At 39.3% G+C, this 14,123-nt stretch carries 13 protein-coding genes; 12 read left to right on the top strand and 1 reads right to left on the bottom strand.

All coding sequences use genetic code 11. From position 1 onward, the window contains the following. Positions 1-24: 24 nt before the first annotated feature. The 10 genes from frr to lpxA are packed head-to-tail and all read left to right on the top strand — an operon-like array spanning position 25 to position 10,165. Positions 25-579 carry a ribosome recycling factor gene (gene frr, locus F885_RS11690; protein WP_004807417.1) on the top strand — a complete coding sequence of 185 codons (555 nt, stop codon included), beginning with the start codon at positions 25-27 and terminating at the stop codon, positions 577-579. 7 nt (positions 580-586) lie between these two features. Further along, positions 587-1,336 carry a polyprenyl diphosphate synthase gene (gene uppS / locus F885_RS11695; RefSeq protein ID WP_005315768.1) on the top strand — a complete coding sequence of 250 codons (750 nt, stop codon included), beginning with the start codon at positions 587-589 and terminating at the stop codon, positions 1,334-1,336. A 2-nt stretch (positions 1,337-1,338) separates the two neighbouring features. Beyond that, positions 1,339-2,163: a phosphatidate cytidylyltransferase gene (locus tag F885_RS11700; RefSeq protein WP_004807412.1), complete on the top strand. Its 825-nt coding sequence runs from the start codon at positions 1,339-1,341 to the stop codon at positions 2,161-2,163. Next, complete coding sequence (gene ispC / locus F885_RS11705; RefSeq protein WP_005315764.1) at positions 2,164-3,360, top strand: 1-deoxy-D-xylulose-5-phosphate reductoisomerase; 1,197 nt, start codon at positions 2,164-2,166, stop codon at positions 3,358-3,360. A 5-nt stretch (positions 3,361-3,365) separates the two neighbouring features. After that, the gene (gene rseP, locus F885_RS11710) at positions 3,366-4,721 is read left to right on the top strand and encodes an RIP metalloprotease RseP (RefSeq protein WP_005315761.1); all 1,356 of its coding nucleotides are present in this window, start codon (positions 3,366-3,368) and stop codon (positions 4,719-4,721) included. A gap of 34 nt (positions 4,722-4,755) precedes the next feature. Continuing rightward, on the top strand, positions 4,756-7,269 hold the full coding sequence (gene bamA, locus F885_RS11715; protein WP_005315758.1) for an outer membrane protein assembly factor BamA: 2,514 nt from the start codon (positions 4,756-4,758) through the stop codon (positions 7,267-7,269). A gap of 44 nt (positions 7,270-7,313) precedes the next feature. Then, positions 7,314-7,814, top strand: a complete 501-nt coding sequence (locus tag F885_RS11720; RefSeq protein ID WP_004807405.1) for an OmpH/Skp family outer membrane protein — start codon at positions 7,314-7,316, stop codon at positions 7,812-7,814. A gap of 3 nt (positions 7,815-7,817) precedes the next feature. Beyond that, entirely contained in the window at positions 7,818-8,888 is a 1,071-nt protein-coding gene (gene lpxD, locus F885_RS11725) for a UDP-3-O-(3-hydroxymyristoyl)glucosamine N-acyltransferase (RefSeq protein ID WP_005315755.1), read from the top strand. 6 nt (positions 8,889-8,894) lie between these two features. Beyond that, positions 8,895-9,380 (top strand): 3-hydroxyacyl-ACP dehydratase FabZ, encoded by a 486-nt coding sequence (gene fabZ / locus F885_RS11730; protein ID WP_005203394.1) that lies wholly within the window; start codon positions 8,895-8,897, stop codon positions 9,378-9,380. After that, a complete protein-coding gene (gene lpxA / locus F885_RS11735) occupies positions 9,377-10,165 on the top strand; it encodes an acyl-ACP--UDP-N-acetylglucosamine O-acyltransferase (RefSeq protein WP_004807397.1) in 789 nt (262 codons plus the stop codon). The genes fabZ and lpxA overlap by 4 nt, the downstream gene beginning before the upstream one ends. A gap of 49 nt (positions 10,166-10,214) precedes the next feature. Here the strand turns inward: lpxA and F885_RS11740 are convergent, their stop codons facing one another. Then, positions 10,215-11,147 (bottom strand): AraC family transcriptional regulator, encoded by a 933-nt coding sequence (locus F885_RS11740; protein WP_005315751.1) that lies wholly within the window; start codon positions 11,145-11,147, stop codon positions 10,215-10,217. 189 nt (positions 11,148-11,336) lie between these two features. Between F885_RS11740 and F885_RS11745 the strand changes: the two genes are divergently transcribed. Both F885_RS11745 and gorA read left to right on the top strand, forming a co-directional pair. After that, positions 11,337-12,581: an alkane 1-monooxygenase gene (locus tag F885_RS11745; protein WP_005315748.1), complete on the top strand. Its 1,245-nt coding sequence runs from the start codon at positions 11,337-11,339 to the stop codon at positions 12,579-12,581. Between the two features lie 158 nt (positions 12,582-12,739). Further along, the gene (gorA, locus tag F885_RS11750) at positions 12,740-14,092 is read left to right on the top strand and encodes a glutathione-disulfide reductase (protein WP_005315745.1); all 1,353 of its coding nucleotides are present in this window, start codon (positions 12,740-12,742) and stop codon (positions 14,090-14,092) included. Positions 14,093-14,123: the final 31 nt, after the last annotated feature.

Below are 14,123 nucleotides of genomic sequence, written 5' to 3'. Positions count from 1 at the left end.
CTATGAATAAGTAAGGAAGATCATATGATTAACGATCTCAAACAAGATGGCGAACAGCGTATGCAGAAGTCGCTTGACTCGTTAGAGTTAGGCTTTGCTAAAGTTCGTACAGGTCGTGCGCACCCATCTATTTTAAATGGTGTGATGGTTTCTTACTATGGCTCTGATGTTCCATTGAATCAAGTGGCAAACGTTGGGCTTGAGGATTCGCGTACACTATTGGTACAACCATTTGAACGTTCGATGGTTGCTGCGATTGATAAAGCGATTCGTGAAGCAGGTTTAGGATTGAACCCAATTACTGCTGACGCAATCCGTGTACCAATGGCTGCGTTAACTGAAGAAACTCGTCGTGACATGCAAAAAGTTGCGCGTAGCGAAGCTGAAAATGCCAAAGTTGCGATTCGTAATATTCGTCGTGATGTGTTAGGTGATATCAAAGCATTGTTGAAAGAAAAAGAAATTTCTGAAGATGATGATCGCCGTGCGTCAGATGAGATTCAGAAAATGACTGATAAATATGTTGCAGAGGTTGATAAGCGTCTTGCAGCGAAAGAAGCAGAATTGATGAAGGTCTAATATTATTATGACCTTGCAAGAAGAACCGCTTCTTCCTCAACATGTTGCCATCATTATGGATGGCAACAATCGTTTTGCCAAAAAAAAGCAAATGCAAAAAGGTGATGGGCATCGTGAAGGCAAAAATGTCTTGGATCCTATTGTTGAACATTGCAAAAAAGAAGGTGTTCGTGCATTAACAGTTTTTGCATTTTCAAGCGAAAACTGGAATCGCCCACAGTACGAAGTTGATTTGTTAATGAAGTTGTTAGAAGAAACAATTCATGAGCAATTACCGCGTATGGAGAGGTTCAATATCGCGCTACGCTTCATTGGAGACCGCTCTCGGTTGTCAAATGAGTTGCGTGATTTAATGCAATATGCAGAGCAGAAAACCGCAGCTTTTGACTCAATGACGCTTACCATTGCCATTAGTTATGGTGGTATGTGGGATATGGCACATGCAGCAAAAGTGATAGCGCAAGAAGTACTTGATGGAAAACTTCAAGCAGATCAGATAAATGTTGATTTATTTGATAAATATGTCAGTCTAAATGATCTGCCTGCTGTGGATTTGTTAATTCGTACAGGCGGAGATTACCGTTTATCTAACTTCTTATTGTGGCAAGCTGCGTATGCGGAGTTGTATTTTACCGATACCTTGTGGCCAGAATTTACCATAGAAGAGTTGGATCGCGCATTTCGTGTTTTTTCAGGACGTGAAAGACGCTTTGGTAAAACCTCAGAACAGATTCAACAAGCGAAAATAGAGAATTAATAATGTTAGAGCGGATTATTACCGCATTGGTGTTAGTTGCTGTTGTTTTAAGTTGCATGTTTGCAACGCAATCACATTATCCAATGTTTGTGCTTATGATTTTAGCCGCGGGGGTTGCAGGTTATGAGTGGTTTAAGCTTATGCCTAGAACTACAACGCCTGTGTCAAAACCTAAGGCTTGGGTATATGGGGGATGTGTTGCACTAATATCAACACTGGCATTATTTTTTGATGATGTAGCACTTTTACTTTGGGCTGCATCCATTCTCACTTGGTTGGGTAGTATCTATTGGGTTAAGAATTTCCCACAATCTGATAGTTGGTACAATGTATCATTACATATTGTTGGATTTATTCTTATTTCTGCTGCAGTGACCGCCCTTTATGGTGTGTGGCATAGTTCACCGTGGTGGCTGATGTATTTGTTCCTTTTGGTATGGGGAGCGGATAGTGGTGCCTACTTTGTTGGGCGTAAATTCGGTAAGAAAAAACTTGCACCCTTTGTGAGCCCAAACAAATCTGTGGAAGGTTTGTATGGTGGTATCGCAACAACTATTATCATTATGTTGGTTGTACAGTATTTCTATCTAAATTTAAGTGTTATACAACTGATCTTATTCTTGGTCCTTTCAATTATTACCGTGTTTGCTTCGGTGTTGGGTGACTTATTTGAATCTATGATTAAGCGTCGTGCGGGAATCAAGGATTCAGGTCGTGTTCTTCCAGGGCATGGTGGTGTATTGGATCGTATCGATTCTTTGCTTGCTGCCGCACCGATTTTTGCGACAGGTATGTATATATTAAAACTTATTGGTGTAGATCTTTAAATGACTCAAGCTGTTTGTATATTGGGTGTTACGGGTTCAATTGGCCAAAGTACTTTAAAAGTATTGGAACAACACCCAGATCAATACACTGTATTTGCAGTCTCTGCATATAGTCGTTTAGATGAACTTTTAGAAATTTGTAAAAAATATCATCCGAAAATTGTTGTTGTGCCAAATGAGAAAGCATTGGAGTTGCAACAACGTTTCAATCAAGAAAATCTAAAACAGATTGAAATTTTAACTGATGAAACAGGCTTGATCACAATCGCTGAACATGCTGATGTTGATATAGTGATGGCAGCGATTGTCGGTGCTGCTGGTCTGCTGCCAACACTTGCTGCAGTAAAAGCAGGTAAGCGTGTTCTACTCGCGAATAAAGAATCATTGGTAATGTCTGGCGACATTATGATGCAGGCGGCAAAAGAGAATAATGCGCTATTATTGCCTGTAGACTCTGAGCACAATGCAATCTTCCAGTCTTTACCACATAATTATCTAAATGCAGAAAGAACGGGTCAGCCACAATTAGGTGTCTCGCAAATTTTATTGACTGCATCTGGTGGTCCTTTCCTGAATCACACCTTAGAGCAATTAAAAGACGTAACGCCGCAACAAGCATGTAAGCATCCGAACTGGTCTATGGGGCAAAAAATCTCCGTAGATTCTGCAACTTTGATGAATAAAGGCTTAGAATTGATCGAGGCTTGCCATTTGTTTTCAATATCAGAACATTTTGTTACAGTTGTTGTTCATCCACAAAGTATTATTCACTCCATGGTGCAATATGTGGATGGATCAACTTTGGCACAAATGGGTAATCCTGATATGTGCACACCGATTGCACATGCATTGGCGTGGCCAAAACGTTTGGCAACACACGTTCCTGCATTAAATTTATTTGAGACAGCTCAATTAAATTTCCAATCACCTGATCTTGTTAAATTTCCAGCATTGGATTTAGCACGTCAAGCGATGCGCGCAGGCGGTTTAGCACCAACGATTTTAAATGCTGCAAATGAAATTGCAGTTGCAGCATTTTTGCAACAAAGAATTAGATTTACTCAGATTGCTGAAGTAGTCGAAAATACTTTGCAAACTGTACAAAATGCTAAAGCAGAAAACATAGACATCATTTTACAGACTGATATGATCGCAAGACGAATTGCAGAAAAGTATATTGTGGGTATAGGAGGCTAAATCGTATGAATGCACTATTTATGATTGTTGCAGCGATTTTATTGCTTGGTCCTCTGATCGCAATTCACGAATTTGGTCATTATTGGGTCGCGCGTAAACTGGGTGTTAAGGTCCTGGTCTATTCCATTGGTTTTGGCCCAACTTTGTTGAAATGGCAATCTAAAAAATCAGGCATCCAATATCAACTTTCAGCATTACCACTCGGTGGTTATGTCAAAATGCTGGATGAGCGTGAAGGGAATGTTGCTGAACAAGATTTACCTTATGCGTTTAACCGTCAATCTCCGTGGAAACGGATTGCGATTGTTGCTGCTGGCCCGTTAATTAATCTGATTTTTGCAGTATTCCTGTTTTGGATTTTATTCTTGCCAGCGCAAGAACAGCTGAATACCCGTATTGGTAAAGTCATGCCGAATACGCCAGCAGCACAAGTTGATCTACATGTAGGCGATAAAGTGTTGATGGTTGATGGTCAAACAACATCGACATGGGAAAAGTTGAATTATGCTTTGGTCAACCGTGTAGGTGAAACTGGGCAGGTTTCAATCATTGTTGATCGTGCTGGAACCGAGAAGCAATTTAGTTTACCGATTAAAGAATTTTTGAAAGATCAGAGCCAATCGCCATTAGATGTACTTGGCTTCTTACCTTATCGCCCTGTTATTCCTGCTACAGTCAAAGAACTGAGTGCGGATGGCGCGGCAGTCCGTCAAGGAATGAAGGTTGGAGATCAGATTGTTGCAATTGATAGTGTTGCAATGAAAGATTGGTTTGATGTGGTTGATGTGGTTCAAAAATCACCAGAAAAGCTTTTGAATATTGATGTACTACGTCAAGGTCAATTGGTACATCTACAAGTGATGCCTCAAGGGCAACGCGATAATATGGGTAATACGACTGGGATGCTCGGCGTGAAAAGTGATGCTGGTAAAATCACGATTCCAAATGATTACAAGCAAACCATTCAATATTCGCCTGTTGAAGCGCTTGTGGTAGCTTTTGAAAAGACAACACAGCTTTCAGGTATGATTTTCAACTCCATCATTAAAATGGTGCGAGGCTTAATTGGTTTAGATAATTTATCTGGTCCAATCACAATTGCCAAAGTTGCTGGTCAAAGTGCGGAAATGGGGTGGCAAACCTTTATTTCATTCATGGCTTTGATGAGTGTAAGTTTGGGGATTCTAAACTTATTGCCGATTCCTATGTTGGATGGTGGTCATTTAGTTTATTACTTTATCGAAGCAATTCGTGGTAAACCTGTTTCTGAACAAATACAGATGTTTGGTCTAAAAGTTGGTATGGTACTGCTCGGTAGCATGATGCTTTTGGCTTTATTTAACGACTTCATGCGTTTATAACAACGCAAATGGAATTTAACTTACTGGAAAATATATGGGCATGCGTCACACACATTTATTAATGCCTTTGGCACTGGTTAGTGCGATGGCAGTGGTACAACAAGCATACGCAGCAGATGAGTTTCTTGCACGAGATATACGAATTGATGGCTTAGTGCGTTTAACACCTGCAAGTATCTATTCTATGTTACCAATAAATAGTGGCGATAGAGTAAGTGATCCAATGATTGCTGAGTCAATCCGCACTTTATATGCCTCAGGTTTATTTGACGATATTAAAACTTATAAAGAAAATGATGTTTTAGTTTTTAAAGTTGTTGAACGTCCAGTTATTTCTAAATTGGAATTTAAAGGCAATAAACTTATTCCGAAAGAAGCCTTAGAACAAGGCTTAAAGAAGATGGGTATTGCTGAAGGTGAAGTGTTTAAGAAGTCTGCATTGCAGACCATTGAAACTGAGCTGGAACAACAATATACCCAGCAAGGTCGTTATGATGCGGATGTAACGGTTGAAACTGTTGCACGTCCAAATAACCGTGTTGAATTAAAGCTTAACTTTAATGAAGGTACGGCAGCTAAAGTATTTGATATTAATATTATTGGGAATACTGTCTTTAGTGATAGTGATATCAAGCAAGCTTTTGCAGTCAAAGAAAGTGGTTGGGCATCGATTGTTACGCGTAACGACCGTTATGCACGTGAGAAGATGGCGGCTAGTTTAGAAGCTTTACGTGCACTCTATTTAAACAAAGGTTATATCAACTTTAATATCATCAATTCGCAATTGAATATTAGTGAAGATAAAAAGCACATCTTCATTGAAGTTTCAGTAGATGAAGGTAGTCAGTTTAAATTTGGTGAAACGAAATTCTTAGGTGATGCACTTTATAAACCGGAAGAGTTACAAGCGCTAAAATTATATAAAGATGGCGAAACATATTCACAAGAAAGAGTAAATGCGGTTAAACAGCTGTTATTGCGTAAGTATGGTAATGCTGGCTATTACTATGCTGAAGTGAATGTCGTACCTGATATTAATAACCAAACAGGTATTGTTGGTTTAAATTACTACATCAATCCTGGTCAACAAGTAACAGTACGTCGTATTAACTTCACAGGTAACAGTAAAACTGCGGATGAAGTATTGCGTCGTGAAATGCGCCAAATGGAAGGTGCATTGGCAAGTAATGAGAAAATTGACTTATCTAAAGTGCGTTTAGAGCGTACAGGTTTCTTTAAAACTGTTGATGTGAAACCTGTTCGTGTTCCGAACTCTACAGACGAAGTTGACTTAAATGTCAATGTTGAAGAGCAACATTCTGGTACTACTACGCTTGCAGTAGGTTACTCTCAGAATGGTGGTGTAACTTTCCAAGCTGGTTTAAGTCAAACCAACTTTATGGGTACAGGTAATCGTGTTGCGGTCGATTTGTCACGTTCTGAAACACAAGATTACTATAACTTAAGCGTAACTGACCCGTATTTCACCATTGATGGTGTCAGCCGTGGTTATAACGTTTATTACCGTAAAACCAAGCTGAATAAAGACTATAACGTTAACAACTACGTCACCGATAGTATTGGTGGTAGTGTAAGTTTCGGTTATCCAATCGATGAAAACCAAAGCTTAAGTGCCTCTTTAGGTATTGATCAAACTAAAGTACGTACTGGTCCGAGCGTTTCGACCTATATCCGTGATTATTTATTAGCGAATGGTGGTAAATCGACAGCTCAATCTACATGGTGCCCTAGTGGGGTAAATGAGAAAGATGCTGAGCAAAAGGATATTATTGGAACTTGTGAAGGTGGTTTTGCAACTTATGACAGTGCTTTTGAAGGTACGTTCTTAACCTATAACTTGAATTTGGGTTGGTCATATAACACTTTAAATAGACCTATTTTCCCAACTTCAGGTATGTCTCATCGTGTTGGTTTGGAAATTGGCTTGCCGGGCAGTGATGTTGATTATCAGAAAATGACTTACGATGCTCAAGCGTTTAAATCGCTCTGGGGCGGATTTGTACTTCGTGGTTATGGTAAGTTAGGTTATGGTAACGATCTACCATTCTATAAAAACTTCTATGCGGGCGGTTATGGTTCTGTGCGTGGTTACGACAATAGTTCGCTAGGTCCTAAATACCCAAGCGTTATTTTCCAAGAACAAAAGCAAAATGACCTTGATCCTGAAGAAGTAGGTGGTAATGCACTCGTTCAATTTGGTACAGAGCTTGCTATTCCGTTGCCGTTTAAAGGAGACTGGACAAGACAAGTGCGTCCAGTATTATTCGCAGAGGGTGCACAAGTGTTTGATACTCAGTGTGATGTGCCAAAAGGTAGTGTTCGTATTGATGGTCAGGATGTTGATATTAAGCAATATTGTAAAGATAACAATAAGTTAGATTTTGGCAATATGCGCTATAGCGTCGGTGTCGGTTTCACATGGATTACCATGATTGGTCCACTATCACTCAGTTATGCATTCCCACTGAATGATAAAAAAGGCGATGATACAAAATCTATCCAATTCGAAATCGGTCGTACCTTCTAAGGTCGACCTTATTTAGCGCTGTAATATATATAAAGGATGTCATAATGAAAACATTAACAATGCTCATGTTAGGTTTGGGATTTACGGTTTCTGCGTCTGTAAATGCTGCAGGACTTGGTGTGGTTGATTTAGCGAAAGTTGTTGAAAGCAGTACTTATCTAAAACAACAAAATGCGAGCCTCACTCAGTCAGTTAAACCAACTTCGACTCGATTGGAGCAATTGGGTAAAGAATTAGAATCTTTGCAGCAAAAAGCACAGACTGATGGTCAAAAAATGAATCAGGCTGATATTCAGAAACTTACTGCTCAATATCAGGCAAAGTTAAGTGAATTTAATTCGACTCAACAGGGCTTACAGACTAAAGTTCAGTCAAGCTTACAGGCGATGAATACAACTTTTGAGTCACGTGTGAAGCAAGCTGCTGAACAATTGCGTAAAGAAAGTAATTTAGACTTTATTTTAAATAAAAATTCTACGATTGCCTCTGACGCACAGTATGATTTAACTGATAAAATGATCCAAAAGGTCAATGCTATTAAATAATCAATGAATAGACGTACTTATCGTTTAGAAGAAGTTGCTCACCTTGTCAAAGGTGAGCATTTTGGTGAGAAGAATTTCCAAATTTCTAATTTGGCAAGTTTAGAACACGCAGAAAAACAGCATATTTGCTTTGTAAATGGTGAAAAATATTTGGCGGCAGCTGAAGCAAGTCACGCTGGTGTATATATTGTTACCGCAGCACTTAAACAGCAGCTTGTAAACAAACAAAATTTTATTGTTGTTGATAATCCTTATTTGGCATTTGCCACACTTACACATTTATTTGAAAAAAAGATAACTCAATGCGGTATCGAGAGTACTGCTCGAATTCATCCATCTGCAATTATCGCTGATGATGCCTATATAGGGCACTATGTTGTGATCGGTGAAAACTGTGTCGTGGGTAATAATACCATTATTCAAGCTCACGCTTTTCTTGATGATGAAGTCGAAGTTGGTAAAGATTGCTTTATTGATGCGCATGTTACCATAACAGGTGCTGCAAAATTAAAAGACCGTGTTCGTATTCATGCCAATACGGTCATCGGCACTGAAGGTTTTGGTTTTGCTCCTTATCAAGGGAAGTGGCATCGCATCGCTCAACTTGGTTCAGTGCGTATTGGAAATGATGTTCGTATTGGTTCAAATTGTAGTATTGATCGTGGTGCACTCGATGACACAATTTTAGAAGATGGTGTCATTATTGATAACCTTGTGCAAATTGCTCACAATGTTCAAATTGGAGAGAATACTGCGATTGCCGCAAATTGCGGAATTGCAGGAAGCGCGAAAATTGGCAAAAACTGTATCATGGGCGGTGCTTCAGGTGTGGTTGGACACCTTGAAATTACAGATAACGTGACACTTACAGCAATGTCAATGGTCACAAAAAATATTTCTGAAGCTGGAACATATTCTTCTGGCATGGGACTTTTTGAAAATAGTCACTGGAAAAAGACGATTGTGCGCTTAAGACAATTAGCAGATGTGCCATTGACCCAAATCGGCAAAAGGCTTGATCATATGCAAGCTCAATTAGAGTCCCTTGAATCAACCCTTAAGTTACGTAAATAATTTATTATGACTGAGCCTACATTACCAGCATTCACAATGCCTGAATTACCTATGGATATTCTTACCATTCGTGAATATTTACCGCATCGTTATCCTTTTTTACTTGTTGATCGTGTTACTGAAGTAACTGAGAATAGTATTGTCGGTTATAAAAACGTCTCGATTAACGAAGAGTTTTTGCAAGGGCATTTCCCAACTTACCCAATTATGCCAGGCGTGCTGATTATTGAAGCTTTGGCACAAGTCTCTGGTATATTAGGTTTTGTACTTACAAATCAAAAGCCGAAAGCAGGTTCATTGTTCCTGTTTGCGGGTGCTGAAAAAATCAGGTTTAAAAAACAAGTTGTTGCAGGTGACCAGCTTATCTTAAAATCTGAACTTGTGATGCAAAAACGCGGTATTTACAAGTACAATTGTACCGCTAGTGTCGATGGTAAGGTTGCCGCGACAGCAGAGATTATTATTTCCCACCAGAAAATAGAGCAGACATGAGTAGTCAAAATTTAATACATCCTACAGCAATTATTGACCCGTCTGCAGAAATCGCTTCTGATGTACAAATTGGTCCATATTGTATTGTAGGTCCAAATGTAAGTATTGACTCTGGTACAAAATTACATTCACATGTTGTTATTGGTGGTTTTACCAGAATTGGTAAAAATAACGATATTTTCCAATTCTCAAGCATTGGGGAAATTTGCCAAGATCTGAAATATCAAGGCGAAGAAACATGGTTAGAGATAGGTGATCATAATTCGATTCGTGAACATTGTACTTTGCATAGAGGTACAGTTCAGGATCATAGCTTGACTAAGATTGGTAGCCATAACCTATTAATGGTGAATACACATATTGCGCATGACTGTGTCATTGGCAATCATAATATTTTTGCCAATAATGTGGGTATTGCTGGGCATGTTCATGTTGGTGATCATGTGATTGTTGGCGGTAATGCTGGCATTCATCAATTCTGTAAGATTGACTCTTATAGCATGATCGGCGGTGCTGCTTTAATTCTTAAAGATGTACCTGCTTATATCATGGCTTCTGGTAATCCAGCACGTGCCTTTGGTATGAATATCGAAGGAATGCGTCGTAAGGGCTGGTCTAGAGATACCATTCAAGGTTTAAGAGAAGCCTATAAGCTGATCTATAAATCAGGTTTAACGACAGAGCAGGCAATTGAAAAGATTCGTAATGAAATTCTAGTTAAAACGCCTGAAGCACAGTTGTTTATTGATTCGTTAGAGCAATCAACACGCGGTATTGTGCGTTAATCACTGAGCAGAAAAGAAAAAAGACACCGCGGTGTCTTTTTTTATAACTTTAACTTTCTTGCTCAACAAACTGCTGACGATATTGCTTCGGAGAGTGTTCAAAGGTTCGCTTAAATGCCTGACTAAACGCAGTTTCTGAAGAGTAGCCAACTTTATTGGCGATTTGTTGGACTGAAAAATTACTTTTACGCAAATATTGGCTTGCTAAGCGCATGCGATGTTGCTGTAAATAAGCGAGGGGCGATTCGCCAATCACTTCGTGAAATAGACTGGCAAATTTCGAGCGTGACATGCAGCATTGTTCTGCCAATGATTCAACGGTCCAAGCATCTTCAGGATGATTGTGAATTGCAGCTAAGCTATTGCTCAGTTCGGGATGATTTAAAGCGCTGAGCCAACCATGTTGACTTGAGATTTGTTGAATATGATCGCGAATACATTTAATGAGTAAGATATTCACGAGATGATCGATAATAATATCGCGGCCTGCCTGAATATTCTGCGTTTCTAAGGCCAGAAAGTGTAAGCCGATTTGCAGCCATTCAGGTGCATTGGTATCGCCATGCTGGAGATGGATGATTGGAGGTAGAGCCTGAATAAACGGACGAGCCATAATCGTATCAATCTGGCAACGCACGGTCAAAATTAGATTTTTCTCAGATGACTGAGTACCGAATTCGATAGCATCTTCTTTATGGCCATCGAACAGCTTTGAAATATCAACGGCATCGACCAGTTTAGTAATCGTATTATCTGCGCCTGTATGTGCTTTTCCTGACGGGATCACCACAATTTCACCCGCATGTGCAGTTAAACTATTTTGTGCGTCAATTTGAATAAAAACAGAACCAACTAAAACAATATGAACAATTAAGGCGGTTTGATCTTGGCAGATAAAACTCCATTCTCCTTGAGTTTTCAAGTAGATATATTCAGTGTGATTTAAATGAATATCAGCAAATATTTTACTTAAAGCATCCATATGATTTTTTAACGATGTATTCATTTAAATTATAGAGAGCTGCGCCAATAACTCAATATGTGTTTATAGGACAAAAACAGGGTGGATGATGCCAAAGACTTTGACATAGCTTTTTTGGACGCTTGCAACTGTCATGAATTTCATAATTCCTCAAAATATACGTATATATACAAAGACATGGATTCGATGATGAATGCGCCAGTAAATGTTGAGCAAGAACTTACGCCAGTAAGCATTCCAAAGTCAAAAACTCAGTTGGATCGTAAACGTTATTTATGGGCCATTAGCCCGGCTTTACCTGCAATCGGAATTGGTATTTTAGCAGGTTATCAATTTGCACCACGTCCATTGAAGAAAATCTTCGCTTTAGGTGGACCAATTGTTTTACATATCATCATTCCAACGATTGATACGATTATTGGTAAAGATGCCAATAATCCAACCGATGAAGATATTCGACTGCTTGAAAAAGATCCGTATTACTCTCGCTTGGTGAAAAGCTTTATTCCCCTACAATATGCAGCTAATGTCTATGCGTGTTATTTAACCAGTCGTAAAGAAACATCATTCATTGATAAGATTTTTCTTGGTATTTCGATGGGTGCCATCAACGGGATTGCGATCAATACCGCACATGAATTGAGTCATAAACATGATCGTATTGACCACATTCTGTCGCATTTAGCGCTTGTGCCAACAGGGTATAACCATTTCCGAATTGAACATCCTTATGGCCACCATAAACGTGCTGCAACACCTGAAGATCCAGCATCTTCACAAATGGGTGAAACATTCTATGAGTTCTGGCCACGTACCGTGATTGGTTCGTTTAAATCTGCAATTGAGATTGAAACCAATCGTCTAAAACGTAAAGGTAAAGAATTCTGGTCAACTGAAAATGAATTGTTGCAAGGTTGGGGCATGAGTGCTGCTTTTCATGCGTCGATGGTCGGTTTGTTTGGTAAAGGCGTTATTCCATATTTAGCGACTCAAGCATTCTATGGAATTAGCTTGTTTGAGATTATTAACTATATCGAGCACTATGGTTTAAAACGTCAAAAAGACAAGAATGGTAAGTATGAGCGTACCATGCCAGAACATAGCTGGAACAATAATAATATTGTGACCAACTTATTCTTGTATCAGTTACAACGTCATTCGGATCATCATGCTTACCCAACGCGTCCGTTCCAAGCTTTACGTCATTTTGATGAAGCACCTGAATTACCAAGTGGCTATGCAAGTATGCTATTACCCGCATTAATTCCACCACTATGGTCGAAAATGATGGATAAGCGTGTATTTAATCACTACAAAGGTGATTTGAATAAAGCCAATATTTATCCAAAACGTCGTGCCAAAATCTTTAAGAAATTTGGTGTGGTTGATCAGTCTTTAGAACAGGTTCAGATTGAAGCTGTGACTGCTGAATAATCAAGGCTTTCCCAAAGTGAGGCACTGATGAGTCATCATCAGTGCCTTTTTATTTTCTTGTATAAAAAAATTAAAAAACAACGGCTTTTATACTTTGTTGTTGTATATCTATAGGTGAGAACAAACAAGAATCTTGCAATTGATTTTATGAGGCGATGATGACAAAACATTATGATTATATTGCGATTGGTGGCGGTAGTGGCGGGATTGCATCAGTCAATCGTGCTGCGATGTATGGAAAAAAATGTGCCTTGATTGAAAAATCTGAAATAGGCGGGACTTGCGTCAATGTTGGTTGTGTTCCTAAAAAAGTGATGTGGTATGCCGCGCATGTTGCTGAATCGATTCAAAAATATGGTCCTGATTATGGTTTTAATACTAAAGTCGAAGCATTTGATTGGCAGGTTTTAATTAAGAATCGGCAGGCTTATATTGATCGCATTCATCAATCTTATCAAAATAGCCTAAGTAAAAATCAAGTCGATCTTATTCAGGGTGCAGCTTATTTCATCGATAAAAATACCATTGAGGTTAATGGTGATCGCTTTACGGCAGATCATATCCTGATTGCAACAGGTACACAGCCCTCACTTCCTAAGATAGATGGAGTGGAATATGGCATAGATTCGAATGGCTTCTTTGAGTTAAGTGCTTTACCAAAAACCACCGCTGTGATTGGTTCGGGCTATATTGCAGTGGAATTGGCAGGTGTGCTCAATGCTTTGGGTTCTCAGGTTGGATTGTTCATTCGTAAGGATTTACCTGTAAGACGCTTTGATTCTTTTTTAAGTGAGACCTTAGTCGAAGTGATGCGAACAGATGGTATTGCTGTACATACCCAAGCTGTTCCTCAAAAGGTTACAAAAAATACAGATGGTAGTGTTGTACTGTATTTGGAAAATGGCGAAACGCATAAAGTGGATTGTCTGATTTGGGCAACAGGTCGAGAGCCAAATACTGCGAGTTTGAATTTGGAGAAAGCCAATGTCCAGTTGGATGAACGGGGCTATATTCAAGTTGATAAATTCCAGAACACCTCACAGCAAGGAGTGTATGCTGTGGGCGATATTACGGGGAAAATGGAGCTCACACCTGTGGCTGTTGCAGCAGGGCGAAGATTGTCCGAACGACTCTTTAATCATAAGTCAGATGAACATTTAGATTACAACAATATTCCAACTGTAGTCTTTAGCCACCCTCCAATCGGAACGGTGGGAATTACTGAGCAAGAAGCCATTGAGCAATATGGTCAGGGGGCGGTTAAGGTCTATAACTCTTCGTTCACTGCTATGTATAGTGCCATTACGCAACATCGCCAGCCAACCAAGATGAAACTGGTCTGTGTGGGTGAAAATGAAAAAATTGTTGGTATTCACGGGATTGGTTTTGGCATGGATGAGATTTTACAAGGTTTTGCTGTGGCTTTAAAAATGGGAGCAACCAAGAAAGACTTTGATAATACGGTTGCGATTCATCCAACTTCTGCGGAAGAGTTTGTGACCATGCGTTAAGTGATGGTTAGGGTATAAAAAAGGACGTTAT

Origin of the sequence: Acinetobacter higginsii (assembly GCF_000369845.1) — a bacterium.
Classification (GTDB): Bacteria; Pseudomonadota; Gammaproteobacteria; order Pseudomonadales; family Moraxellaceae; genus Acinetobacter; species Acinetobacter higginsii.
This window is presented reverse-complemented; position numbering and strand designations above follow the sequence as displayed.

Coding starts and splice junctions, on each gene's coding strand:
- frr (WP_004807417.1), top strand. CDS start 25: ATGATTAACGATCTCAAACAAGATGGCGAACAGCGTATGCAGAAGTCG.
- uppS (WP_005315768.1), top strand. CDS start 587: ATGACCTTGCAAGAAGAACCGCTTCTTCCTCAACATGTTGCCATCATT.
- F885_RS11700 (WP_004807412.1), top strand. CDS start 1,339: ATGTTAGAGCGGATTATTACCGCATTGGTGTTAGTTGCTGTTGTTTTA.
- ispC (WP_005315764.1), top strand. CDS start 2,164: ATGACTCAAGCTGTTTGTATATTGGGTGTTACGGGTTCAATTGGCCAA.
- rseP (WP_005315761.1), top strand. CDS start 3,366: ATGAATGCACTATTTATGATTGTTGCAGCGATTTTATTGCTTGGTCCT.
- bamA (WP_005315758.1), top strand. CDS start 4,756: ATGGGCATGCGTCACACACATTTATTAATGCCTTTGGCACTGGTTAGT.
- F885_RS11720 (WP_004807405.1), top strand. CDS start 7,314: ATGAAAACATTAACAATGCTCATGTTAGGTTTGGGATTTACGGTTTCT.
- lpxD (WP_005315755.1), top strand. CDS start 7,818: ATGAATAGACGTACTTATCGTTTAGAAGAAGTTGCTCACCTTGTCAAA.
- fabZ (WP_005203394.1), top strand. CDS start 8,895: ATGACTGAGCCTACATTACCAGCATTCACAATGCCTGAATTACCTATG.
- lpxA (WP_004807397.1), top strand. CDS start 9,377: ATGAGTAGTCAAAATTTAATACATCCTACAGCAATTATTGACCCGTCT.
- F885_RS11740 (WP_005315751.1), bottom strand. CDS start 11,147: ATGGATGCTTTAAGTAAAATATTTGCTGATATTCATTTAAATCACACT.
- F885_RS11745 (WP_005315748.1), top strand. CDS start 11,337: ATGAATGCGCCAGTAAATGTTGAGCAAGAACTTACGCCAGTAAGCATT.
- gorA (WP_005315745.1), top strand. CDS start 12,740: ATGACAAAACATTATGATTATATTGCGATTGGTGGCGGTAGTGGCGGG.